The sequence below is a fragment of the Jilunia laotingensis genome, from assembly GCF_014385165.1.
Lineage (GTDB): Bacteria > Bacteroidota > Bacteroidia > Bacteroidales > Bacteroidaceae > Bacteroides > Bacteroides laotingensis.
This window is the reverse complement of sequence record NZ_JACRTF010000001.1, coordinates 1230786-1256174: the sequence shown is the minus strand read 5'-3', so window position 1 is coordinate 1256174 and position 25389 is coordinate 1230786. Positions and strand designations below refer to the sequence as shown.

Here is a 25389-nt window from a genome sequence, read left to right as displayed (position 1 = left end):
CCCTTACTTTTCTACTAGAAAGAACTTTTCGACGGCTGCTGCTACTCCATCTTCATCATTTGAAAGAGTGATATAATCGGCTGCTTTCTTTACCGGTTCCTGTGCATTTGCCATGGCTATGCCGAGACCGGCAAACTGGATCATGCTCAGATCGTTATAACCGTCGCCTATGGCTACCATCTCTTCTCTTTTCATTCCTAACTTATCCAGAAGCACAGCGAGTGATTGGGCTTTGTCTATGCCGAGGGGGACAAGTTCGAGGAAATAAGGCTCCGAGCGGTAAACGCTGATCTCTCCCTGTAACCGGATGGAGAGATCGGACTCTACTGTCATTAGAAGTTCCGGATCACCGACAATCAGGCATTTGGGAACAGGAAGAGAGAGGTCTGAAAGAAAGTCGTTGCTTGCCCTTATCTCCATTTTGTTGAGGTATGCCTCTTTCAGGACATATTCATCATCGGGGTTTTCAGTGATAACACGGTCTCCATCATAGGAAAGGATGGCCATTTTGTTTTGTTTTGCGCATTCGTAGAGTTGGGGTATTATAGCATTGGGCAGTACGTTGGCATAAAGCTCTTTCTTGGTTTTCCAATCGATGATTTCTCCACCATTGTACGAAAGGATGTAACCTCCGAACTGTTCCATGTGGAGTTTGTCGGCAAGAGGGGCTATACCATAGGTGGGGCGTCCCGATGCTAGCACCAATTTGGTCCCTTGCTGTTGAGCGCGTATTAATACCTCCAGGTTTCGGGGAGTGATCTCTTTTTTTGTGTTTGTCAACGTGCCGTCCAGATCGAGTACGAGAAGTTTATAATCCATTTGCATCTTTGTTTAAGTTGAATGAGGGTGCAAAGTTAGTACTTTTCTTGTTATTCCAATAAACCTATCCATTCTTGGTCGGTGAGCGCAGGGATGGAATCTGTGTCTGTGATGAATGTTTCCGCCAGTTTCCGCTTGTCTTGTTGCAGATGGATTATCTTTTCCTCAATGCTGTCCTGGGTAATGAATCTATAGGCAATGACCTGTTTGTCCTGTCCGATACGATGGGCACGCGCTATTGCCTGGGCTTCGGTGGCGGGATTCCACCACGGGTCGATGATGAAGACGTAATCTGCTTCTGTCAGATTCAAGCCAACGCCTCCGGCTTTGAGCGAGATAAGGAAGGCCTGGATATCTTCGGAAGTGCTGAAACGGGTGATCTCTTCCGGACGGTTGGTGGATGAACCGGTGAGCATGGCGTATTTCCAATTGCGCTTACGCAATTCGTCAGCGATCAGTTCCAGATGTTTCACAAAGGAGGAGAATATAAGTACCTTATGACCTTCGCTGCGGAGGGTCTCGAAGGTGTCGATTACTTGTTCCAGTTTGCCGGAACCTCCTGTGAAGTCGGGGAATATCATTTGCGGATGGCAAGATAGCTGCCGCAGGCGAGAAATACCGTTTAAGACGGTGAATTGTTTGTGTTGAGGCTGTTTGCCTTCAAATTTGAGTTTGAGTAAGGTGTTGCGGAGGCTGTTCTTTTCCTGCTGGTAGATCTCATTTTGTTTCTCCGTCATGTCGCAGTAGATAATCTCTTCGGTAAGTGAGGGGAGTTCGGGGGCAACCTCACTTTTGCTCCTCCGTAAGATGAAAGTGCCGATGAGTTGGCGCAAACGGGTTTCCATGCGTGTATCTCCCTGTTTGATGGGGTTGATGAATTGTTTGGTAAATGCACGTTCATTGCCTAAAAGTTCGGGTTGGAGGAAATGGAACTGCGCCCAGATGTCTTTGAGCGAGTTTTCAATCGGAGTACCGGTCAGTACCAGCCGATGACGGCTTTGTAATTGTATGGCCGAACGAAAGGTGATTGATTCGCTGTTTTTGATATTCTGGCTCTCGTCAAGTACGACATATTCGAAACAATAGTTACGAAGGATCTCTATTTTGCTCCGTAAGAAGCCATAAGAGATGAATATCAGATGAAAACGGTTGAAATATTGTTCGGGATGAGCTTCGTTAAGCCGGCTGTTGCTATTATATTCTGTCATGGACAGGGTAGTGAAACGAACCGCTTCACGTCTCCAGTTATGTAATAAGGAAGTCGGCACGACAATCAGGCTTGCCGGTTTGCGTTGTACTTTTTTTATATCTTGGGAGATTGTAGGAGCATCCAGTGTGTTTTCAACTGTCAATTCTCCAAATAGTTCGAATTGTCCGTTTGTGGCGGAAGGTTCTGGGCCATTCTTTCCAAGTTCCATACTACTCCTTTCATTCTGCGGGTGATATATCTGTTCCAGTAAGGTCAATGTCTGCAAGGTTTTTCCCAATCCCATGTCATCTGCCAAGCAGCCGTTGAACCCTTTTTCATACAAGTTCATCATCCACCGATACCCTTTTAACTGGTAGGGGCGCAATTGGGCTTTTAAACCGGAGGGGATGGGATATTCTTCTTGTGGCCGGAATAATGGAATCTCCTTTGGAAAGTTACTTTCCAGAAGAGATTGTACCATACCTGCATAGGGATGTTTTACATAAATTGCTTTCCCCCGGGGCGTTCCTAATTCCATTAAATTGGCATATTTGCTGAACCACTCTTCCGGAAGTAAGATTACCCGTCCGTCAGGCAAAGTGAATTCATGCCTGTCTTCCAATATGTGTTTGCGGAAACGGCTGAAAGGAATCTGAAGCGTACCGATCACTACGGTAATATGTAATTCGAACCAGTCCGGTCTGTCTTCAAAACTTTGTTCGATACGGATCTCATCCAGGGCATAGGGGATGTCTTGGATGCTACTGGTCAGTATAAATGACTCCCGGAGCAAGGAACGATAATGGGAGATCCACTCTGTGAGGGTGCGTTGCGGAGCATCGTCAGACAATTTGAAATGACAATCGCTGATTTGTTCCAATCCGGCTTCTTGCAATAATTGCACGGCTCTTTTTTCAGCAGTTGCATTGCGACGGAAATAGTTGACCGGGTTTCCTTGTCCTGTCTTTCTCCGTGAAAAATACTTTTTAATTCCGTTCTCTTCCAAGGAGGAGAAAAGCTGGTCACCATAGCGAAAGTTGAGGCGCAGGAGGGGAGAGGAGTAGATTGTCTCTTCTACGTACAACAGGCATTCGCAGGCTCTTTTTTCTTCTATGATGTTGAAACCATGGGTACTGATTGTGTGATACCGGGCGATAGGGATGAGTATGTTTTCGATATATTTTTCGGTAAGCGAGGCATCTACGCTGATACAGTTTTTCTTGGTAAACGGCAATAGGCGGGATGCTTCAATATGCTTGAAAGTGTGGACTTCCATACCTAACAATAGTGTTGCAGGGTTAGAGGTTAACACACTGACCGGCTTGAGTTCGGTCAGAGGAACGGGTTTATCTTGCTGAAAGCATTGCAATTGATAACAGAAGGATGTTTCGTTTATTTCAAAAATGGAATGAATCCGAGTATCTTTCTTATGTACCAGGTAGGCATGGTAGGGATAAAGTTGTTTGCTCCCGCTTTGTTTTTGGTAAAGAGGTAGATTGCTGTTACGAATCAGTTCGATCATTTCCAGAAGTTTCTTCTCAATGAACAAGCGGATCGTCTTTAGTTTTTCCGTATCTTCTGCAACCCGGTGTAAGAATCTGCTGATCGTTTTGTCTTTGGAATAAACCGTCATCAGGTATTTTTCAGTGTAATGAGAGGCTATTTCAATGACCTTCTGATCGGTTTCGCTCATTCTTGAAAGAGCCTCCGGTGAAAGGTGGAAGGCTTGTTCCGTCAAACGGAGTTCTCCTTGCCCGGAAGAGGTTTCGGCAATGTATGGGATAAGGAGCAAACCTAGTACCGGATGCTCTGAAAGGACGATGACAAGTTGATTAAGTGACTCTGCTTCTTTCATTCTATCTGGTTTGAAAGGGTAAAGGTACGGGATTTTGTTTAATTTTGCGGCATGATGGACGAAAAGAAACGTGTTTTATTAGGTATGAGTGGTGGTACGGATAGTTCGGTAGCTGCCATGTTATTGCAAGAAGCCGGTTATGAAGTGACGGGAGTGACTTTTCGTTTCTATGAGTTGAACGGCTCTGTCGAATATCTTGAAGATGCCCGGCACTTGGCGGAACGGCTTGGAATTGAACATATCACGTATGATGCGCGCCATATTTTCCGTGAAAAGATTATTACTTATTTTGTGGACGAGTACATGGCAGGACATACACCGGTGCCCTGCACACTTTGCAATAACTATTTGAAATGGCCTTTATTAGCGCAATTGGCTGATGAAATGGGAATTTATCACTTGGCGACAGGACATTACGTACGTAAAATGTATTTGGACGGGAAGTATTATATTATTCCCGGAATGGATGGGGATAAAGATCAGTCGTTCTTTTTATGGGGGTTGAAACAGGATGTGTTGAAACGAATGTTATTACCTATGGGAGAGATGACGAAACCGTATGCCCGTGCTTATGCTTCGGAAAGAGGTTTCATGAAGGCTGCGACTAAAAAGGATAGTCTCGGAGTGTGCTTCTGCCCGATGGACTACAGGACTTTTCTGAGGCAATATTTAGCATCCAATTCTTTAAATGCTACTCTTGCCAAAGGGAGATTTATCGATGAAAAGGGGACTTTTATAGCTTGGCATGAGGGATATCCTTTTTATACAATCGGCCAAAGAAGAGGGTTGGGCATCGATCTGAACCGGGCCGTATTTGTGAAAGAAGTCCGTCCGTCTGAAAACGAAATTGTATTAGCTTCTTTACAGGCTTTAGAGAAAACTGAAATGTGGTTGAAAGACTGGAACATAGTCGATGAATGTCAATTGCTGGATCGGAAAGATATTATCGTGAAAATAAGATATAGGAAACAGAAGAATTTTTGTACGGTAAATATCGATGGAGAAGGGCTTTTGCATGTTCGGCTGCACGAACCTCTTACTGCGGTAGCTCCCGGTCAAGCTGCTGCTTTTTACCGTAAAGACGGGCTGTTGCTTGGAGGTGGGATCATAACCGGCTCGAAATAAAGTCATTGTTTGCTTATTTCGAACACAAATTGCACGGTGCTTCTTATTCGATAAATCCGTGCAATCCGTGTCTGAAAAAATTATAATGATAACGATTATACTTTTAATGTACTCTCACGGAAAATATTATTATTCATTCAATGATAACATTTCTTCAATATATTCCCGTGTATTGCTAAGCCTTGGAATCTTATGCTGGCCTCCTAATTTCCCTTTTTTCGCCAACCAGTCATGGAATAAACCTTTGCGTGCTACGATCACCTCCAAAGGCTGGAGGGCAATATCTTTCCAACGTTTTGCTTCGTAATCAGAGTTTACCTCTTTTAATGTTGCATCGAGTATGGCTGCAAAATGTTCGATGGAATCCGGCATTTTAGCAAATTCTATCAACCATTGATGGCGGCATTTTGCATGTTCGTCCATAAATACCGGGGCCGCCGAGTAATCACTAACCTGCGCTCCTGTTTCTGCACAAGCTTTAACCAATCCTTTTTCGGCATTGTCTACTATCAACTCTTCACCAAAAGCATTGATGAAATGTTTAGTCCGTCCTGTAATGATAAACTTATAAGGGTTCTTACTGGTAAATTTAACCGTGTCACCGATCATATACCTCCAAAGTCCGCAGGAAGTCGATATTATCAAGGCATAATTCTTGTTCAATTCGACTTCTTCCAGTTGATAGGTCTTGGGAAACTCTTTGCCCACTTCTTCTAAAGGGGTGAATTCATAGAAAATACCATAATCGATCATCAACAACATTGCCGGATCGGATAGATCATTTTGGGTGCCGAAATAACCTTCGGAAGCATTGTAAGTCTCTACATAATGCATCTTAGGCGAACGAATCACTTGCTTATATTGCTCCCGGTAGGGGGTGAAGGCTACGCCACCATGGAAAAATACCTCCAGATTGGGCCAAACTTCTTCTAATGTTTGTTTCCCGGTCTTTTCAAGGATTCGTTTGATCAGTACAAGCATCCAGGATGGTACTCCCGATAGATTGGTGACATTGACTGGAATGGTACTGTTGGCAATGGCTTCAATTTTGCTTTCCCATTCGTTCATCAGAGCGATTTCTTTACTGGGAACACGTATCAGGTTAATGAGCGGACTTACATTCTGAATAAGAATAGCAGATAAATCTCCTACCAGACTATGGTTTGAGTTTAAATTCGGACTATGGCTACCACCTAATATTAAACCTTTTCCGGAGAAAAAATGACTATTGGGATTTATCCGGAAATAGAGTGCGGCTGCATCTTTTCCGCCACGGTAATGAATGTCCTGAAGTGCTTCTTTACTGACAGGAAGAAATTTACTTTTATCATTAGTCGTTCCCGAAGACTTGGCAAACCAACGGATTTCTGAAGGCCAAAGCAGATTCTGTTCTCCTGCCCGAAGCCGTTCCACGTATGGCTTTATTTCCTCATAAGTCTGTACAGGTATGCGGTTCTTGAATTCTTCGTAATTTTGAATAGATTTATAATCATACTTCTTTCCCCATTCTGTGTTAGCGGCCTGGGCTACAAGGCGTGTCATAACACGGTGCTGTATGTCGCCAGCATGACTGGCATAGAGGTCGATTTCTTTCAAACGGGAATTGAACGCTTGCTTTATAATCTTTGTGATATTCATTTCTCTTAAAATGGATAATGTTTAATCGTGCAAAAGTAACCTTATTTATCTTTTTTTTCTATCTTTACGACGGAAATAATAGTTAAAAGTTGGAGCTTGTTTTTAAATTTTCCTCCAAAAACATTTTATTCAGCTTCTCTTAATTTCCTTTTTGGTCTGTTTTTCCTTTTTATTCGTCACATGGCCCTGTTATGCACCTTATAGAATAAATAGCATCATAAACAGTATCCTCAAAAGGAATTTAAAAATGAGGCTGATCCAAATTTGACAGGTTCTTAACTGATAGTAGATTAGTGCTGAATATATAGAACAAAAGAGACGATGATGAGAATAGGAATTTTAACTTCAGGGGGCGACTGCCCAGGCATCAATGCTACTATTCGTGGCGTGTGTAAAACAGCTATAAATTATTACGGTATGGAGGTAATAGGTATTCACAGCGGATTTCAGGGGCTATTGACCAAGGAAGTGGAACTTATTACTGATAAGTCTTTGTCTGGGTTACTTAATCTGGGCGGTACGATTTTGGGAACTTCCCGTGAAAAACCTTTTAAGAAAGGTGGTGTTGTGGCAGAGAATGTTAATAAGCCTGCATTGATTGAGCAAAATATCAAAGAGATGGGGTTAGATTGCATCGTTTGCATCGGTGGTAACGGAACTCAGAAAACAGCTGCAAAGTTTGCCGCTATGGGATTGAATATTGTTTCTGTTCCTAAAACAATTGATAATGATATATGGGGAACCGATTTTTCTTTCGGATTTGATTCGGCTGTCAGCATTGCTACAGATGCCATCGACCGGTTGCACTCAACTGCCAGTGCCCATAAACGTGTAATGGTTATTGAGGTTATGGGGCATAAGGCTGGTTGGATTGCTCTATATTCGGGTATGGCAGGTGGAGGAGACGTGATACTTGTCCCTGAAATACCTTATAATATAAAAAATATCGGTGAAGTGATCCTCAATCGTTTGAAAAAAGGGAAACCATATTCGATTGTTGTTGTAGCGGAAGGCATTCAAACAAATGGAGGCAAACGTGCGGCCGAATACATCGCTCAGGAGATAGAATATGAAACAGGGATAGAAACTAGGGAAACAGTTCTTGGATATATTCAGCGTGGTGGTTCACCTACTCCTTTCGACCGTAATCTGTCTACCCGTATGGGTGGTCATGCTACGGAATTGATCGCAAATAGACAATTTGGACGTATGGTAGCTTTAAGGGGTGATGAAATATCTTCTGTACCTCTTGAAGAAGTGGCTGGTAAATTAAAGTTAGTGACGGAAGATCATGACTTGGTTATTCAAGGTAGGAGGATGGGGATTGGTTTTGGATAAATTAAGTTTATCTAAATCTATTCCGTAAATCATCTAACTTCCTTTTTATGACATCTATTGTGCTGAAAAGGTTTAATCGTTGGCGATAGATTCTGACACGTCCATAGTCTGTGAGATATCTAGCTTCCGATTTTGGTTTGTTGAATATATTGTCAAAAAAATCATAGAATTGGCTTTCCCAATTTAGATAGTTGTTTTTGTTAAGCCAGGGGATCGATAATTTGGAGAGATAATCTTCGTCATTCGTGTCTAATTTAACAACATATTCAACGACCGCTTCTAAAGAGGGAAAGTCTGTAGCATTGATGAATGATTGAGGATTAAAGTCCAATCCCACTAATTTGTTGCCCCAATAAATAGGCAATGAGTCCATAAGCATAGGTTCCAGTAACTTTTCTGTAGTGTACCCATCATATATGCTATTCTCGAATGCAATATTGAATTTGTAGTCTTTTATAAATGCCTCTTTGTCTGGAACCGGGCCTCCGATATTGTTCATAAAACGTCCTCCGGAATCTACTCGTTTGTATTCGGATAATAATTTAAAGAAACGATTCCTTTCCGGACTGACACCATTAGAAACAACGAAACTACAGAATTTTCGATTTAATACTTTCTCCGGATCAATAGCCTTAGGCTTTGCTAATCGCTCGATATCATAGGATACATAGAGGGGTAAGCGCATATAACGATCACCAAAGGTTATGTGGTCGAAACCGATGGCATAGTCGCAAAGGTTAAAGTCCGGGGTTATGTTTTCTCCGGAATATAATATCTTTATGCAATTTTGGAATTTCAGATGTTCGTACCCAAAGATAGAGAATATTAAATAATCAGGGGTGTCGCTAAACTCAATATGGTATTTTTTAGATAAGACGTTTGTTATGAAATTGTTTTTGGGATCAAAATGATCCCAAAAATCGGTATATTTTAACTTGATGGTTTTCATTCAGACCGGGTTGTTTAAAGGTTCTTTTTTATCCTTCTATTGTTTCTTTTTGTTTGGTGTCTTTCTCTAATTCTATTAATATAGTCTCTTCTTTTTCTAATAATTCTCCTTCCATCTCTTCACTACTCACTTCTGTTACTGATGCCTGTGCCTTGGCTTCCTTTATGTTTGCCATAAATTCGGGAGATTTGATTTTTTTCAAAGCCATTTGCGCAGCGTTTTGTTGAGACTCTTTTTTTGAATACCCCGTTCCATTTCCTCCTGCTAAACCTTCAATTCTGACTTCTGTTTGGAATACCGGGTTACTCTCTTTGTCAAAGAACTGTTCGATAAGTTCAAAAGAAACCTCTATTTTGTTTTTCTGGCTCCATTCAATCAACTTTGATTTGAAGTTTACTTCTTTACGTGATAACTTGTCTAGGTCGATATAAGGATGGATAATCCTTTCTTCAAGAAAACGTTTGCATCGTTCATAACCTTGATCTAGATAGATTGCACCGATAAACGCTTCGAAAGCATTTCCGTACATATAGCTGTTGTGTGAAGATGAACGGGCGGAATATTTAATAAGCTTGTCGAGCCCTATTTCTACTGCTAATTTATTTAATGTTTCTCGCTGTACGATTTTAGACCGGGTATTGGTGAGAAAACCCTCTTTTTTCCCTTCGAAGTGTTTGTAGACAATATCCCCTACGATGGCATCGAGAATGGCATCACCGAGAAATTCAAGGCGTTCGTTGTTGATAGGACGTCCTTTTTCCGAACGGAGGGAGGTTGACTTGTGCAGGAGAGCCTGGTGGTAAAGATGAATATTATGGGGATAGAATCCTAATATTCTATAAAAGCAAAGATAAGACTCTCTGTCCTTATGGAACAGGAGCCTTATCTTGTCTATTTGATTTCGTAACACGATATTACTCAGCGTATTTCTTGAAGATTACACAAGCATTGTGACCACCGAATCCGAATGTATTGGATAGGGCAACGTTAACTTCACGTTTCTGTGCTTTATTGAAAGTGAAATTAAGGTTATAGTCGATGTTCTCGTCATTGTCACCTTCTTCGTGATTGATAGTCGGAGGCACTATATCGTTTTGGATGGCCATTATACTTGCAATAGCTTCTACTGCACCGGCTGCACCTAATAAGTGACCGGTCATTGATTTGGTTGAACTAATGTTCAATTCAAATGCATGATCACCAAATACTTCTTTAATAGCTTTAGCCTCCGAAATATCGCCTACGGGGGTCGATGTTCCGTGTACGTTGATATAATCAACTTCTTTCGGATCCATCTCTGCATCTTCCAATGCATTGAGCATCACTAGTTTTGCACCCAAACCTTCGGGATGGGAAGCGGTCAAGTGGTATGCATCGGCAGACATGCCCACTCCGGCAACTTCTGCGTAAATCTTCGCACCGCGTGCTTTGGCATGTTCCAGTTCTTCAAGAACTAGACAACCACCACCTTCACCCATAACAAAGCCGTCTCGGCTTGCACTAAACGGGCGGGATGCTGTCTCCGGAGATTCATTACGGGTTGACAGTGCATGCATGGCGTTGAAGCCACCTACGCCAGGAGCAGCAATCGCAGCTTCCGAACCACCGGACACGATGGCATTGGCTTTACCCAAACGGATAAGGTTGAATGCATCGGCAATGGCATTGGTTGAAGTTGCACATGCGGAACATGTGGCATAATTAGGACCGTGGAAACCGTACATAATAGAAATTTGTCCGGCAGCGATATCCGAAATCATCTTGGGGATGAAAAACGGATTGAACTTAGGACCATTTTCTTTATTGATAGCGTAGTTGCCTACTTCTTCTTCGAATGTACGAATACCACCGATACCTGCACCAAAAATAACTCCGATTCTATTTAAATCTTCCTTTTCGATATCAAGACCTGAGTCGGCAACAGCCTCTTTAGCTACGGCTACAGCGAGTTGTGTATACCGGTCCATTTTGCGTGCCTCTTTACGGTCAATATATTTGGTTGCATCGAAGTCTTTCACTTCACATGCAAATCGGGTCTTGAATAGCGAAGCATCGAAATGAGTAATAGGCCCTGCTCCACTAACCCCGTTCACCAGATTTTCCCAGAATTCAGGTACACTATTGCCAACGGGAGTAATGGCACCGAGGCCCGTTACTACAACTCTTTTCAATTCCATACTGATGAAATCCGATTACTTAGCGTGTTCTTCGATATAAGATACAGCGTCACCTACAGTGCCAATCTTCTCAGCTTGGTCGTCAGGAATAGAGATGCCGAATTCTTTTTCGAATTCCATGATAAGTTCTACAGTGTCAAGAGAATCTGCTCCCAGGTCATTAGTGAAGCTAGCTTCAGTGGTAACTTCTGATTCTTCAACGCCTAATTTATCAACGATAATCGCTTTCACTCTTGATGCAATTTCAGACATAACTTTAAGTTTTTAATTAATAATTAGTTTTATTTCTTTAATTTTGCGGTGCAAAGGAATGAATATTTATCGTTTCGCGCAAATATTTGACTAATTAAATGCAATCTTTTGCACATTTTTCACTGTTTTGTGCATTGAAAAGACAGCTTATGAAGAAAAACATCGCTATTTTTGCTTCCGGTTCGGGTACAAATGCCGAAAATATTATCCGGCACTTTGAAAAAAGTGATTTTGTTAGAGTGGCATTGGTAATTTCTAATAAAGAAGGTGCGTATGTTTTGGAACGTGCGCATCGCCTACAGGTGCCTTCTGAGGTGTTTCCAAAAGAAGAGTGGCGTTCCGGTGAGCGTATTTTGGCTTTATTAAAGGAGTATGAGATTGATTTTATTGTGCTGGCGGGATTCTTACTGCGAGTGCCAGAGGTGCTTTTGTATGCTTATCCTGATAAAATCATAAATATACATCCGGCACTTTTACCTAAATTCGGTGGAAAAGGTATGTACGGTGACCGTGTACACGAAGCGGTGGTTGCTGCGGGCGAGTATGAAAGCGGAATTACTATACATTATATAAATGAACACTATGATGAGGGAAGTACTATTTTCCAAGCGAAGTGTTCTGTTCTTCCGGAAGATTCAGCTACCGATGTGGCAAAGAAAGTACATGCATTGGAATATAAATATTTTCCAGTAATTATTGAAAAGGTACTTGATCAGAAGTAGGTTGATGCGAAGGGATTTGAAAGCTATATGCTTCTTTTTCTCTCCTTAAAGGATAGTCACCTCTTAGCTTTTCAAAAAGCTCGGGATGGGTTTTGAGGACTTCGCTATCTCTGCGAGGATCATAGATCGATAAAAGTGCTTCATCAAGAGTCGATGCTTTTACGATTTTATTTTGTGGTTCAGGCGGTGTAATCTTATAATCTGTTGGGGTATTGAAGAACCGACAAAGGGCATCCAGTGACATACGGGTTGCATTAGCTTTTCCATCGGCTGAGTATCCGGCAATGTGGGGTGTACCTAATAGTACCTTATTTAATAGTTCAAGATTAATTTTTGGCTCATTCTCCCAAACATCAATGACGGTATCCGAAATAAGTCCAGTATTCAATGCTTTCAATATTGCTTCGGTTTTGATAACCTCTCCACGGGAAGTGTTGATTATAATAGGTTTCCGTTGTAAGGACTGAAAGAATGCTTCGTCTGCCAAATGGTAAGTTTTGTATTTCCCTTCTTTATATAAAGGTACGTGGAAAGTGATTATGTCGCATTCTTGCGCCAATTGTTCCAATGAACAAAAAGCTGTACTTCCTTCTTTATCTTCGCGAGGAAGGTCGTTTAACAGAACGCGCATACCTTGTGCTTCGGCTACTTTGACAATCTTACTTCCAACATTTCCGACGCCTACTATTCCCAAGGTCATTTCATCCAACCTCTTCTTCTGGAAGAGCTTTAGTAAAATAAGAACGGATTCTATATATTGAGCTACTGAAGCTGAATTACATCCCGGAGCGTTAGTCCAGGTTATTCCGGCTTCATGGCAATAATCGGTATCTATATGATCGAAACCGATTGTTGCCGTTGCAATGAATTTTACACGGCTTCCTTCAAGTAACTCGCGGTTGCAGCGGGTACGTGTGCGTACGATAAGTGCATCGGCATCCCTTACGATATCCGGGGTAAAATCTTTTCCTGAAATAAAGGTTACATCATGAGTTAATTTCTCAATGGCTTTATTTATATAAGGAATCTTATTATCTATAATTATTTTCATCTTGTTTCCTCTTTTGTGGCAAAAATACGAAAAAATAGTATCTTTGCCCGGATTTATCAGGTAAAAACAATTGTAAAAGAGGCCGAAGGGACTCCGTTTAGAGCAGTTGGCCTGACCTATTACAGATTGTACAGGTGTAAAATGTGCGTTTCTGATGCCAAAGCACAATAAAATACAGGAAAGGATTGCCCGTATGAGAAATATTCTTTAGTTTTGTCTCTTGTAGTATATTCATTAAAAAACGATTAAGATTATGGTATTTAGTAACCTTTGCAACGACATTTTCTGGAAATCAACTAACGATTATCATATTACAGATAGCGTGGATGCACCGATGAGTAATCCTTTTGAATTGAAGACGATAGAGTATTATCTGTATCTTAAAAATTGGATTGATGCCGTGCAATGGCATTTTGAAGACATTATCCGTGATCCGCAGATAGACCCTGCAGAGGCGTTGAAACTGAAAAGAAGGATTGATAAGTCAAATCAGGATCGTACGGATCTTGTAGAACTGATCGATAGCTATTTTCTTGACAAGTATAAAGAAGTGGTTCCTCAACAGGATGCAACGATCAATACCGAGAGTCCTGCATGGGCGATAGATCGTCTTTCTATCCTTGCTTTGAAGATTTATCACATGCAGCAGGAGGTAAAACGTACGGACACGACAAAGGAACATCATGATCAATGCGAAGCGAAGCTTGCCGTTTTACTTGAGCAAAAGAGAGATCTTTCCGCTGCTATTGACCAGTTACTGGCCGACATTGAAGCCGGACATAAATATATGAAGGTATACAAACAGATGAAAATGTATAATGACCCGGCATTGAATCCGGTTCTTTATGCTAAAAAATAGCCGATGGCCCGTATTCTTATTATTCGTTTTTCAGCACTTGGTGATGTCGCAATGACAATCCCGGTTGTGTATTCACTGGCGAAACAATATCCTCAGCACGAAATAACCGTACTGAGTCGCGGTACATTACAACCTCTTTTTCAAGGTTTGCCGTCAAATGTTAGTTTTATGGGTGCGGACTTAGTTGGGAAATATAATGGGATTCGAGGGCTAAATGCCCTCTATTCGGAATTGAAGGAAAAAAAGTTCGATTACATAGCCGATTTTCATGATGTGCTACGGACAAAATATCTTCGGCTTCGATTCAGGATGGCAGGTATCCCGGTCGATTATATCCATAAAGGGCGTAAAAAGAAGCATCAGTTAGTGCGACGTCGTCATAAAGTTATTGAGAATCTGAAAAGTTCTTTTCGTCGTTATGAGGAAGTTTTAGAAAGACTTGGTTTTCCTGTTATGTTAAACTTTACTTCCATTTATGGAGAAGGGAAAGGTGATTTCTCGTTGATAGAGTCTGTAACCGGATCTAAACATGAAGGAATAAAGTGGATAGGTATCGCCCCCTTTGCTAAACATGAAGGGAAAATTTATCCCTTAGAGTTGCAGGAGCAGGTAGTCGCTCATTTTGCAAACCGACAAGACGTAAAAGTTTTCCTATTTGGGGGAGGGGCAAAAGAGCAGGCTGTTTTTGATGCCTGGAGGCAGAAATATCCCACGATAATTTCGATGATTGGTAAATTGGATATGAATACGGAATTGAATATGATGAGTCATCTTGATGTAATGCTTTCTATGGATTCGGCCAATATGCATTTGGCTTCTTTAGTGAATACTCCGGTAGTTTCTGTTTGGGGTGCCACGCATCCTTATGCCGGATTTATGGGTTGGAAGCAGCTACCGATCAATGCAGTACAGCTTGATTTACCCTGCCGTCCTTGTTCTGTGTATGGACAGAAACCCTGTTTCCGCAAAGACTATGCTTGTATGAGGCAGATTCAACCGGAACAAATCATACGTAAAATAGAAGGATTGTTAATAAAATAGATAAATAGTTTTGCATGAAGCACTTATTGTATTATTTGTTTTTCTTTTTCTGGTTTGTCGCTTCATTGCTTCCGTTGCGACTTCTCTATTTTTTTTCCGATTTATTATATTACCCGCTATATTATGTTGTTCGGTATCGTAGAAAAGTAGTCAGAAAGAATTTGGAGGAATCTTTCCCAGAGAAACCTTTGGTTGAATTGCGTAAAATTGAAAGAGAGTTTTATCATTACTTTTGTGACTATATAGTTGAGACCATCAAATTGTTTTCTATGAGTGAGAAACAAATGCGTCAGCGTATGACATTTGGTGGAGTGGACAAAATCAACGAGATAATCAAGCACAAGGATTGTGTGCTTTATCTAGGGCATTATTGTAACTGGGAATGGGTCTCGTCTATTCCTTTGCATCTTGGTATGACTGATAATTTTATAGCCGGTCAGATTTATCATCAGATTGAGAATAAAGCATTCGACAAGCTATTTCTTTGGATGCGCAGCCGTTTTCATGCTGTCAATATAGAGATGCTGATGGCATTGCGCCATTTGGTGCGTTACAAACAACAGAATAAACGTTTTATCATCGGCTTCATATCCGACCAGTCACCTAATTGGAACTTTGTCAAGATGTGGACAGAATTTTTGAATCATAAATCTTCTTTCTTTATCGGAGCAGAAAGCATTGCTAAAGCAACGGATGCTGCGGTGGTCTATCTGGATGTACAGAGAGTGAAAAGAGGTTATTACCATGCCGATTTTGTTGTGATGACAGAAGATCCGAAATCGTTTCCCGATTATGAGATTACGGTAGATTATGCCCGGAGGTTAGAGGAAACTATTCGTAGGGCACCTCAGTATTGGCTTTGGAGTCATAATCGTTGGAAACGGACGTATGAGAAATATTTGAAATTGAAATCAGAATCTGCATAGCCGATAAGTAGTATTACTTAAGAGGAGTTCTATAAATTAAAATATTGTAGTACAGTTGTTTATATGGTTCCAAGAGCGTAAATTTGCAGAAAATAAGAATTTTATAATGAACAAGTTATCCCGATACCGTAAGCTTCGTTATAATCAACTATTTGAGTCAGAGAATCGTGAATTGCGTTTGAATGAAATGGGCAATCCTCTTGAAGTGTTGTCTCAGTATGTTGATTTTGAGATCTTTCGTCCTACTCTTGAATCAGCCCTTTTTACCGGAGAGCGCAAAAGTAATGCCGGTCGTCCGCCGATAGACTGTGTGCTGATGTTCAAGGTCTTGTTTCTTCAGCGTTATTATGGTTTGAGTGACCATCAGATAGAGTATCAGATAGTTGACCGTACGAGTTTCCGCAAGTTTCTTGGTATTGAATGTGTTGACGATGTTCCTGACGAGAAGACGGTGTGGAAGTATCGCGAACTCCTGACAAATACAGGCGTTTATGACAAGCTTTTTTCGGAATTTCATAGTTTCATGGAAAGTAAGGGTCTGCAATTCAATGAGGGTCGCATCATTGATGCCAGTTTTGTTATTGCCCCTCGCCAACGTAACACCCGTGATGAAAATGAGCAGATAAAACAGGGAGCGGGTGATAAGTTGTGGAATGACAATCCCCACAAGAAGTGCCACAAGGATGTAGATGCCCGCTGGACAAAGAAGCGTGATGAGACTTTTTACGGCTACAAGCAGCATACTAAAGTTGAGAAACGCAATAAGATCATACTTTCTTATGATACCACGTCGGCAGAAGTGCATGATTCCAAAGGCTTTGAAGGACTGCTGGATGAAAAAGACGAAGGCAAGGACTTGTATTTGGACGCCGGTTATGTCGGACAAGAGGAGATTGTAAAACAGCATAAGATGAATCCGATAATTTGCGAAAAGGGCTACCGTAACCGTCCGCTTACCAAGGAGCAGAAATCAGACAATAGGAAAAAATCCAAGACACGTTGCCTTGTCGAGCATGTATTCGGGTTTGAGGAACAAACCATGCGTGGACTTGTGGTGCGTACAGTAGGGCTTATTCGTGCTAAAGCCAATGTAGCATTCACCAGTCTTGTGTATAACATCAGTCGTTACACGCAAATAATCAGGCTGAAACCTGAGTTGTTGGGGTGAATTATGCCTGCACATCCAATTTTTACAACAAACACAAGTTAATTATTGTAAAAATCGGGGGGGGGGGTAGAAAATATTCGCTAAATTTGCAAGACTAAAGCTCACAAATTGGGCAGTTAAAGAGTTCTGCTGTCTGATACAAGAGGATAAATTGAATTGATAGAACTCACCTTAATAATAAAAATGCTTTTATGGTAGGAAGTAAGACATTGAAATATATATTTCATAGCGGTAAGAATAGTAAGCAAGTATACTATATCAGGAACTTCCTGCGCCTATGCTTGTTGCCAGATGTTTGGTACAGGTCGCAGCGGAATGCTATCTTGCAGTCGTTGGACGATCGCCCTGATAAGGAATATATTCTTTCCAGGGTTGATTATTATTGTCGTTTGGCACAAGAAACTCCTCTTTCTGGTAAAGCAAAACGAATTGCAGACTTTCATCGAAAGGGACATCGATCGGTTTATTTTTTCGATTCTTACGAGTTTGTCCGTTATTTCCCCACCGCATTGAGATGGCAATTTGCTTTTGGTGATATACGCGATTTGCAAGATGAGCCTTCCATCGTAAAAAGTCGTCCGTTGGTCGATAATAACGAGAACTCCATTCTTTTGAATATGGATAAAGTGCGGCATTTTATTTTCCTGAATGACAAAATCCCATTTGTGAAGAAGAAAGATAAGGCAATCTTCAGAGGGGAGGTTGTAGGAAAGCCAAGACGGATAGAATTCCTGGAACGTTGGTGGGGTGACCCTTCGTGCGATGTGGGTGAAGTAGGGAAACATTGCGTGCGTCCGGAGTGGAGAGGAGTAATGTTAACTTTGGCGGAGCATTTGGAATATAAGTTTGTTCTGTCCCTTGAAGGAAATGATGTGGCAAGCAATCTGAAATGGGTAATGAGTTCCAACTCACTTGCAGTTATGCCCCGGCCTACTTGTGAAACTTGGTTTATGGAAGGAAAACTTATCCCCGATTATCATTATGTGGAGATTAAGCCGGATTATTCGGATTTGAAAGAACGGATGGAGCATTTTATCAACCATCCCGATGAGGCACAGACCATTATTCAACATGCACACGAATGGATAGCACAATTCCAAGACAAACAACGAGAGAAATTAATTTCCCTGCTGGTATTTGACAAGTATTTCCGTATGACCGGTCAGAGTAAACTTTTGTGCAGTCAAGAATAGCTATAGTAACGAATGGTAAAGTCCTATCATTTCTCTTGTTAGCTGTTTTTGTTCAAATCGCCGGGCATATTCTACGCCTTTTTCAATCATGTTCTGTTGCAGTTTTTGATCGCTTATGATACGATCGATAGCATTAGCCATGCCATCGGCATCCTCGGGATGGACGTAAATCGAATCCGGGCCTCCGGCTTCTTCAAGGCACGAGCCGGTAGCGCCGATTACAGGAACTCTACTATTGAGTGCTTCCAATATCGGTATACCGAACCCTTCAAAAAAGCTTGGATAGATAAATAGTGAAGCCATCTGATAAATAGCAGGAAAATAGCGGAACGGGACATTGTGAAGCATGAAAATTCTTTCGGATAATTCATGTTTGATAGCATACTGCCATACTTCATCGGCATAAGGCGTATGCTTGCCGATAGCAATCAGAGGAAGATCGCACTTCGCTTTTTCCAAAGCTTTTACAATCAACAGTAGATTTTTTCTGCTCTCAATGCTGCCTACATATAACAAATATTTCGAAGGCAAATTATATGACTTTCTCGCTTCTTCTTTTACTTTATCGTTCGCAGTATGAAGAAAGCTCTCGTCACATCCTTGGTAAATTACTTTTATTTTTTCATCTGGTATTCCATAATACTGGATGATGTCGCGTTTCGTACACTCGCTTACAGCTATAATGCTATCTGCTACTTTACAGGCCCTCCCGAATTTATAAGCGTAGATTTTCCGGTCGATAGGAGCATAGAACTCCGGATAATGGAAAAAGATAAGGTCATGAATGGTAACTATGCTTTTGGTCTCTTTCAGGCGTTCGATACCCAATGGAAGTTCGTTGCTCAATCCGTGAAATATGGCGGGACGGTCATTCCGTAATTGGCTTTTGATGCCGCTGATACGCCATAAAGCGGATAGCTTTTTCCAAATGATTTTGTCGGGATAGCAGATCGTGCAATTCTTCTGTTGAGTCAGATCACCGAATAAACGTGCTTTTCGTTCGTTCGGTGTATACAACAGATATTCATTCTCTGGGTAATAATGGCTTAAACCTTCAATTACAAAGCGGCTGTAGTTGCCAAGCCCTGTACGGTTTTGGGCAGCTCTTTTGGCGTCAAAAGCTATTTTCATTCGTTTTATAGTTTGGAGTTCGTCATTAGGCAAAGGTAAGTGTTTTTAAGCATTTTAATGGCAGAACCGATTAAATATATTACATTTGTGGCTGTTATATTATGATTTTACATTGATATGAAGCAATCCTTTTCTTTCATGCCCTATGTGCGTGTGGTGCTTGCCGGCATCTGTAATCTGGCACTTTCTTATTTTCTGTTTATGCTTTGCCGGTTTGTTTTTTTGTGGGTAAACCATTCATATTATGCGGAATTGACAGGAACGGAATTGATGACTATCGTGCGTGGAGGACTTGTTTTTGACACATCGGCAATTATTTATATCAACGCTTTATACATCTTCCTGATGTTTATACCGTTGCATTACAAAGAGTCAAAGCGTTATCAGCAAGTAGTAAAAGGTGTGTTCATCTTCACTAATAGCATGGCTTTGATTATGAATCTGATGGATACTGTTTATTTCCAGTTCACTAATCGGAGAACTACGGCTTCTATTTTTAACGAATTCAGTCACGAAAATAACATAGCCGGAATTATCGGCATAGAAATCTTGAACCATTGGTATTTGACATTATTAGCTATCGTATTAATCTATGGTATGTTCAAGCTTTACCGGAAGCCTTTCGGTACGTTCGGAAAAACGAATCTATGGGGATACTATGGTGTTCAATTAATGTGTTTGGTTGCTATCATTCCTTTTTGTATTTTCGGCATGCGTGGCGGTATTGGGGCTGCGGTACGTCCTATAACCGTAAGTAATGCTAATCAATATGTAAATCGTCCCATTGAAACAGCTTTAGTGCTAAACACTCCTTTTGCCATGATCCGTACCATTGGCAAGAAACCTTTTGTCGTTCCTGCATATTATAATGATGATGCGACAATGGAAGCTATCTATTCACCTGTCCATCAACCTGCCGACAGTATCACATTCCGGCCGTTGAATGTAGTGGTATTCATCATGGAAAGTTTTGGAAAGGAATACATCGGAGCTTTGAACAAGGATTTGGATGGTGGGACTTATACCGGTTATACTCCATTTCTAGACTCGTTGATATCTAAGAGCCTGACATTTGAATATTCCTTTGCAAACGGTCGGAAGAGTATTGATGGAATGCCTTCCATATTGTCTGGAATACCTATGTTCGTAGAACCTTTTTTCTTGACTCCCGCTTCTATGAATAAAGTATCGGGGATTGCCGGTGAACTGCGAAAGAAAGATTATTATACTGCTTTCTTTCATGGTGCTGAAAACGGGTCGATGGGCTTTGAAGCCTTCTCTCGTGCTACAGGTTTTCAGGACTATTACGGGAGAACGGAATATGATAATGACGATGATTTCGATGGCCGCTGGGCTATATGGGACGAGGAGTTTTTTCAGTTTTTTGCTGATAAGCTTTCAGATTTCAAACAACCTTTTGCAGCCGCACTGTTTAGCGCGTCTTCCCATCATCCTTATGTTGTACCTAAGAAATATGAAGGAAAGTTCCCGAAGGGCACCTTACCTATTCATCAGTGCATAGGTTATTCGGATTATGCATTGAAGCGTTTCTTTGAAACTGCTTCGCGCGAAGCTTGGTTTAATAATACTCTATTTGTGATCACCGCTGATCACACCAATCAGACAGAGCATCCTGAATATATGACAGAAAGCGGAACATTTGCCGTTCCGATTATTTTCTATTATCCCGGAGGTGATTTGAAAGGGCATATTGATGCCATTGCCCAACAGATCGATATCATGCCTACTGTCTTGAACTATTTGGGATACGACCAGCCTTACGTCTCTTTCGGATGTGATTTATTGACTACTCCGCCAGCGCAAACTTATGCTGTGAACTATGTGAATGGCGTATATCAATATCATAAAGGCAAGTATCTTCTTCAATTCGATGGTGAGAAATCCATTGCTTTTTATGATTTCGTATCCGACCGTTTGTTGGAACACAACTTGTTGGATTCTTTTCCGGAATTACAGACATCCATGGAGGCCGAATTAAAAGCAATGATTCAACAGTATATGGTTCGTATGAATACGGATCGGCTTACTGTAAATTGATGTAATTGCTTGTGAAGATTCTTTTTTAATTTACCTTAGATTTACCTCAAATGCCAATATAGCACTTGCGGGATAGAACCTCATCATAGCTAATATTGCCAATAAATTATTAATTATAGAATAGTTTACCTAGATTGCATTCAATACTATCACTATAGACAATAAACATCAGCATAAAAGCTATATTTTTTTTCTTGCAAAAGATTAATTAACTTCATAGTCGGCAAGTCAATATTGTAGGCTGGCCTATGTGAATTATTGTAATAGAAAAGGTGTGTATATTTGTTTTGAAAAAGAAGAAATATACATTACAAAAAGGACAATGCTGATATTTAAAAAACAAAGTATTCATTTTTTCTGAAAACAAATCAATACTTATTGATGTTAGAGAATCACATAGCCTGATAGTAACTTGCAATATAGTGCATATAGGTAAATATATCGTCAGATGTTAATAGTGCTGGACGTAAGTGATAGATCAGTCCATTAAAAACTCTCTCGAATTTAATAGCAAAACAGTGTAGCAGAAGTGACAATAGTCTCTTCTGGATTCTCTGTATTGTTTGGATATGACGTAAATAATAATTAATGATTAAACTGTGGCAGTTATTATGCGGTATGTTATTAAAAATAGAATGAAAGGTTTAAGATATAGGCTTTTGCTTGTTTTTATAGGAATGGCATTAGGACGTTCTTTCGGGCAGGCTCCGGATTGCTCCCCTGCTTCAATCGGCATTGAGTCCAAAGAAATATCTAAATCTCTCTTGTTCGGTCCAGATGAATGTGAGATTACACCGATAATAGTAGGAAAAGATACTTTTAAGATGGAGCATCGTGAAAGCATAGTAATTATCGATACGATTATTGATAACAGCAACCATTTGGGAGATAATGTAATGATAAAAGTCAATATGCCAACCCCTCTGAAGAAAGAGAAAAAAAGAAGCTTGTCCTGGGCTATCAAAACGAATCTTTTATATGCGGCAACATTGACTCCCAATTTAGGCTTAGAAGTTGGGGTGAGTCCGAAGATGAGTTTGAATATAACGGGGGGATATAATCCGTGGAACCGTGAAGGGAAAAAAGGCGATAATGATAAATGGGTACATTGGATGGTTCAACCGGAATTGAGATATTGGTTCTGCGAAACTACAAATGGACATTTTATCGGCATACATGGCATTGCAACCAAATATAATATCGGTGGTCATAAACTCTTTAATATCTTTGATAAAGACTATCGTTACGAAGGGTGGGGAGTAGGTGCCGGATTTACTTATGGTTACAGTTGGCTGATATCCAAAAGATGGGCGATTGAGGCTTTTCTCGGTGTAGGCATAGTACATCTTGATTTTGACAAGACAGATAATAGAGACTGGTGTTGTGGTGAATCGCAGCATTCCACTAAGACCTTTTTCGGACCAACTAAGATCGGTATTTCGCTGATTTATAATATTAAATAGAGAGGAAAGTCATGAGACTAACAAATCATTCCATAATTATAATTTCACTCTTTTTATTACTACTATCGTTTCATACGAATGCGGCAGCATGTGGAGAACCCGATAGAGGACGATTATTAATTACAAATATTCAGGTGAAAAATCTAGGCGACAGCATAGAACTCAGTTTTAATTTCGTTCCCGACCAATTCTCTATCAAGAAGAAAGAGGTCATTTTGGTGACTCCTGTCATATCCGATGGAACTCACCAGGCAGAGTTTCTCCCTTTTGCAATAGTAGGGAAAAGGGGTAAAATATCTTTTATCCGAAGTTTATATTACCAGAAAAGCATGAAAGTGGTAGGCTATAAACAGATGCTTGTATACAATGCTAAGATGAAATATGAAGACTGGATGAAAGGGAGTATACTTGCTTTTGAGAGTTCAACTAAAATATGTACCAAACGGGCCATGCTGACAACAGCAACCGTAGACGGTAGAATCCTTCAAGACCCTGATGTCGAAATTATAGAAATTATCAAAGAGATTACGCCAGTTCAGACTACTGCTGAAAGATTGTCACAAGACTATAATTTTCTTACTGCTATTTCCAAGAGGTCTGAGTTTGGTAAGGAAAACGGTAATAAGTCTGTTTCCATTTTATTCAAATCAGGATCTTCGATGATAGATTCCGGCTATCAGGATAATGAGCAGAATCTTGATTTATTAGTTTCCACTATTGATAAAATCAATCACTCTCCGGATAGCCGGGTTACTGATATCCTTATTGTCGGTTATGCATCTCCTGAAGGCGATTATCGTATGAATTTAGATTTTGCGGAAAAGCGCGCTATTGCGCTAAGAGACTATCTGATACAAAGAACGAAAATTGATAAGAAATCGTTCGAGATGATCAATGGAGGAATTGATTGGTTCGGCTTGTATCGGATGGTGGATGAATCTGATATGCCATATAAAGAAGAAGTTCTTCCTATCATTGATTCCAACACGATTAAAGGAAGCAATGGAAAGCAAAGTCGAAGAATCGAACTGATGGGTCTGAAAGGTGGTGTCCCTTACCGTTATATGCTAAAGAACTTTTTCCCGAAGTTACGTTCGGGTACTTGTATCAAAGTCTTTTATGAAAATATAGATCAGAAAACTAAATAAAGCCATCTGTAATAGTCTTGAAAACAACATTAATAACTAAACTTTAGAATTATGAAAATTAAAAAAATCTTGGCAGTTTATGCAACTGCATTCGCTTTGCTATCCTGTAGTGATTCCGACAACAATTTGAATCCGGCTCCTGACCAAGGTGGATTAGCTGCAATTACCATTAACGTAAAAGGAAATGTCGGTACCCGGGCTTTGACCGGAGATGAAGCCGGCTCGGCTAAAGAAAATGACATTAAGTCATTAGAATTCTTCGTCTTCAATGGTGATGGGTCTTACCAAAAATATTATAAGCCCACAGCATTGACTCCCAATAGCCAGTACACCTTTTTGGTAAATGCCGGGAATCTTACAGTCTTTACGGCTGTAAATCAAAATTTGGGTGAGCCTTCATCTGCTCCTGCTTCTTTAGCTAATTTCAAGGAAAGCAGTTTATATAAAGAACTTTCTTTGGGTGGCTCAAACTCCCGTACCGATGTAAGTGACGCAACCGGATTTTCTATGGCTGCAGAAGGTACGGTCAATGTCGTGGAAGGTGAAACAAATACCTTGAACCTTTCTGTTCGCCGTTTACTGAGTAAGATTGAAAGTCCTAAGGTCGATCCTGCAAGTCAAATTACTGCTCCTAAGGCCGATTTGCTTAAAATACTGGGTCTTGATGAAAGCGGAACCGTTCCAAGTGATCTTGCATGGACATTCAACGGTTATATGGTAATTAATGGTATCAACCAATCGCTGGCTTTTGAATATGAAAATCTAGATAATTGGAAGCGTTTTGCAACTGCCTCCAATTTCAAAACAACCTTTTCTACCGATGGGAGAACTGTCGAAACTGTATATTCTGTACAAAATGATGATGCCAGTGAAACTACAAACGGTTTCTTGCCGGCCGCATATGCTAAGCCGGTTTATGTATACGAATGCATACCTTCTACCATACAAGGTGGTGACGGATCGGCTGCGACAGTTTTTAATAAAGATGAAGTAGTGGCTCTCATTATTCAAGGGACATTCTCCGGGACAGGAGTAAGTGCTGTCACTCGTTATTGGAGAGTCAATCTATTGAAAGATGATATTTGGAAAATCTACCGTAACAGCATCTATCGTATAACGATGAATGATATCAAAACCGTAGGTTGGTCCACTCCGAAGGAGGCTGAAAATGAAGGTCCGGTAGTCGATCCGACCGAAAGTACGATTACCATCAATATTGAAGTCGCCAACTGGGATGTCAGAACTGAAAATGTTGATTTGTAATTAGTACCTATATAACCGATTACT

The 25389-nt window shown here is 40.7% G+C and carries 21 protein-coding genes; 12 read left to right on the top strand and 9 right to left on the bottom strand.

What is annotated here, in order from left to right; translation table 11 throughout:
- Nucleotides 1–3 precede the first annotated feature (3 nt).
- Complete coding sequence (locus tag H8744_RS04945) at nucleotides 4–819, bottom strand: Cof-type HAD-IIB family hydrolase (RefSeq protein WP_262433770.1); 816 nt, start codon at nucleotides 817–819, stop codon at nucleotides 4–6.
- A gap of 50 nt (nucleotides 820–869) precedes the next feature.
- Nucleotides 870–3863 carry a DEAD/DEAH box helicase gene (locus tag H8744_RS04940; RefSeq protein ID WP_262433769.1) on the bottom strand — a complete coding sequence of 998 codons (2994 nt, stop codon included), beginning with the start codon at nucleotides 3861–3863 and terminating at the stop codon, nucleotides 870–872.
- Between the two features lie 54 nt (nucleotides 3864–3917).
- Here H8744_RS04940 and mnmA point away from each other — a divergent pair, with 54 nt between their 5' ends.
- Complete coding sequence (gene mnmA / locus H8744_RS04935) at nucleotides 3918–4988, top strand: tRNA 2-thiouridine(34) synthase MnmA (RefSeq protein ID WP_305067445.1); 1071 nt, start codon at nucleotides 3918–3920, stop codon at nucleotides 4986–4988.
- Between the two features lie 129 nt (nucleotides 4989–5117).
- Here mnmA and H8744_RS04930 read toward each other — a convergent pair whose 3' ends face one another.
- On the bottom strand, nucleotides 5118–6626 hold the full coding sequence (locus tag H8744_RS04930) for a GH3 auxin-responsive promoter family protein (RefSeq protein ID WP_262433767.1): 1509 nt from the start codon (nucleotides 6624–6626) through the stop codon (nucleotides 5118–5120).
- Between the two features lie 324 nt (nucleotides 6627–6950).
- On the opposite strand from H8744_RS04930, the gene H8744_RS04925 reads away from it, so the two are divergent.
- Nucleotides 6951–7964 carry an ATP-dependent 6-phosphofructokinase gene (locus tag H8744_RS04925; RefSeq protein ID WP_305067444.1) on the top strand — a complete coding sequence of 338 codons (1014 nt, stop codon included), beginning with the start codon at nucleotides 6951–6953 and terminating at the stop codon, nucleotides 7962–7964.
- A 7-nt stretch (nucleotides 7965–7971) separates the two neighbouring features.
- On the opposite strand, the gene H8744_RS04920 is transcribed toward H8744_RS04925, so the two are convergent.
- The 4 genes from H8744_RS04920 to H8744_RS04905 are packed head-to-tail and all read right to left on the bottom strand — an operon-like array spanning nucleotide 7972 to nucleotide 11342.
- Nucleotides 7972–8913 (bottom strand): glycosyltransferase family 10 domain-containing protein, encoded by a 942-nt coding sequence (locus H8744_RS04920; RefSeq protein ID WP_262433765.1) that lies wholly within the window; start codon nucleotides 8911–8913, stop codon nucleotides 7972–7974.
- Between the two features lie 28 nt (nucleotides 8914–8941).
- Nucleotides 8942–9823, bottom strand: a complete 882-nt coding sequence (rnc, locus tag H8744_RS04915) for a ribonuclease III (RefSeq protein WP_262433764.1) — start codon at nucleotides 9821–9823, stop codon at nucleotides 8942–8944.
- A 4-nt stretch (nucleotides 9824–9827) separates the two neighbouring features.
- Nucleotides 9828–11090, bottom strand: coding sequence for a beta-ketoacyl-ACP synthase II (fabF, locus tag H8744_RS04910; protein WP_262433763.1), 1263 nt, complete (start codon nucleotides 11088–11090; stop codon nucleotides 9828–9830).
- A gap of 15 nt (nucleotides 11091–11105) precedes the next feature.
- Nucleotides 11106–11342: an acyl carrier protein gene (locus tag H8744_RS04905; RefSeq protein ID WP_002558672.1), complete on the bottom strand. Its 237-nt coding sequence runs from the start codon at nucleotides 11340–11342 to the stop codon at nucleotides 11106–11108.
- A 98-nt stretch (nucleotides 11343–11440) separates the two neighbouring features.
- On the opposite strand from H8744_RS04905, the gene purN reads away from it, so the two are divergent.
- Entirely contained in the window at nucleotides 11441–12064 is a 624-nt protein-coding gene (gene purN, locus H8744_RS04900; RefSeq protein WP_305067340.1) for a phosphoribosylglycinamide formyltransferase, read from the top strand.
- On the opposite strand, the gene pdxB is transcribed toward purN, so the two are convergent.
- Nucleotides 12036–13115: a 4-phosphoerythronate dehydrogenase PdxB gene (gene pdxB, locus H8744_RS04895; RefSeq protein ID WP_262433761.1), complete on the bottom strand. Its 1080-nt coding sequence runs from the start codon at nucleotides 13113–13115 to the stop codon at nucleotides 12036–12038. The genes purN and pdxB overlap by 29 nt on opposite strands.
- Before the next feature lie 253 nt (nucleotides 13116–13368).
- Here pdxB and H8744_RS04890 point away from each other — a divergent pair, with 253 nt between their 5' ends.
- The 5 genes from H8744_RS04890 to H8744_RS04870 all read left to right on the top strand — a co-directional run bounded on the left by H8744_RS04890 (nucleotide 13369) and on the right by H8744_RS04870 (nucleotide 18302).
- Entirely contained in the window at nucleotides 13369–13974 is a 606-nt protein-coding gene (locus tag H8744_RS04890) for a DUF4254 domain-containing protein (RefSeq protein ID WP_262433760.1), read from the top strand.
- Nucleotides 13975–13977: 3 nt separating this feature from the next.
- Nucleotides 13978–15015, top strand: a complete 1038-nt coding sequence (locus H8744_RS04885; RefSeq protein ID WP_262433759.1) for a glycosyltransferase family 9 protein — start codon at nucleotides 13978–13980, stop codon at nucleotides 15013–15015.
- Nucleotides 15016–15029: 14 nt separating this feature from the next.
- Nucleotides 15030–15941: a lysophospholipid acyltransferase family protein gene (locus H8744_RS04880; RefSeq protein WP_262433758.1), complete on the top strand. Its 912-nt coding sequence runs from the start codon at nucleotides 15030–15032 to the stop codon at nucleotides 15939–15941.
- Between the two features lie 106 nt (nucleotides 15942–16047).
- Nucleotides 16048–17109, top strand: coding sequence for an IS5-like element IS1169 family transposase (locus H8744_RS04875; RefSeq protein WP_008777670.1), 1062 nt, complete (start codon nucleotides 16048–16050; stop codon nucleotides 17107–17109).
- 191 nt (nucleotides 17110–17300) lie between these two features.
- The gene (locus H8744_RS04870; protein WP_262433757.1) at nucleotides 17301–18302 is read left to right on the top strand and encodes a glycosyl transferase family 90; all 1002 of its coding nucleotides are present in this window, start codon (nucleotides 17301–17303) and stop codon (nucleotides 18300–18302) included.
- Here the strand turns inward: H8744_RS04870 and H8744_RS04865 are convergent, their stop codons facing one another.
- Nucleotides 18303–19433: a glycosyltransferase family 4 protein gene (locus H8744_RS04865; RefSeq protein ID WP_262433756.1), complete on the bottom strand. Its 1131-nt coding sequence runs from the start codon at nucleotides 19431–19433 to the stop codon at nucleotides 18303–18305.
- Nucleotides 19434–19550: 117 nt separating this feature from the next.
- Here H8744_RS04865 and H8744_RS04860 point away from each other — a divergent pair, with 117 nt between their 5' ends.
- From H8744_RS04860 to H8744_RS04845, 4 genes are all read left to right on the top strand, one after another.
- Nucleotides 19551–21491 carry an LTA synthase family protein gene (locus H8744_RS04860; protein WP_262433755.1) on the top strand — a complete coding sequence of 647 codons (1941 nt, stop codon included), beginning with the start codon at nucleotides 19551–19553 and terminating at the stop codon, nucleotides 21489–21491.
- Nucleotides 21492–22126: 635 nt separating this feature from the next.
- Complete coding sequence (locus tag H8744_RS04855; RefSeq protein WP_262433754.1) at nucleotides 22127–22954, top strand: DUF3575 domain-containing protein; 828 nt, start codon at nucleotides 22127–22129, stop codon at nucleotides 22952–22954.
- Between the two features lie 11 nt (nucleotides 22955–22965).
- Entirely contained in the window at nucleotides 22966–24102 is a 1137-nt protein-coding gene (locus tag H8744_RS04850; protein WP_262433753.1) for an OmpA family protein, read from the top strand.
- Between the two features lie 51 nt (nucleotides 24103–24153).
- Nucleotides 24154–25365, top strand: coding sequence for a fimbrial protein (locus H8744_RS04845; RefSeq protein WP_262433752.1), 1212 nt, complete (start codon nucleotides 24154–24156; stop codon nucleotides 25363–25365).
- Nucleotides 25366–25389 lie beyond the last annotated feature (24 nt).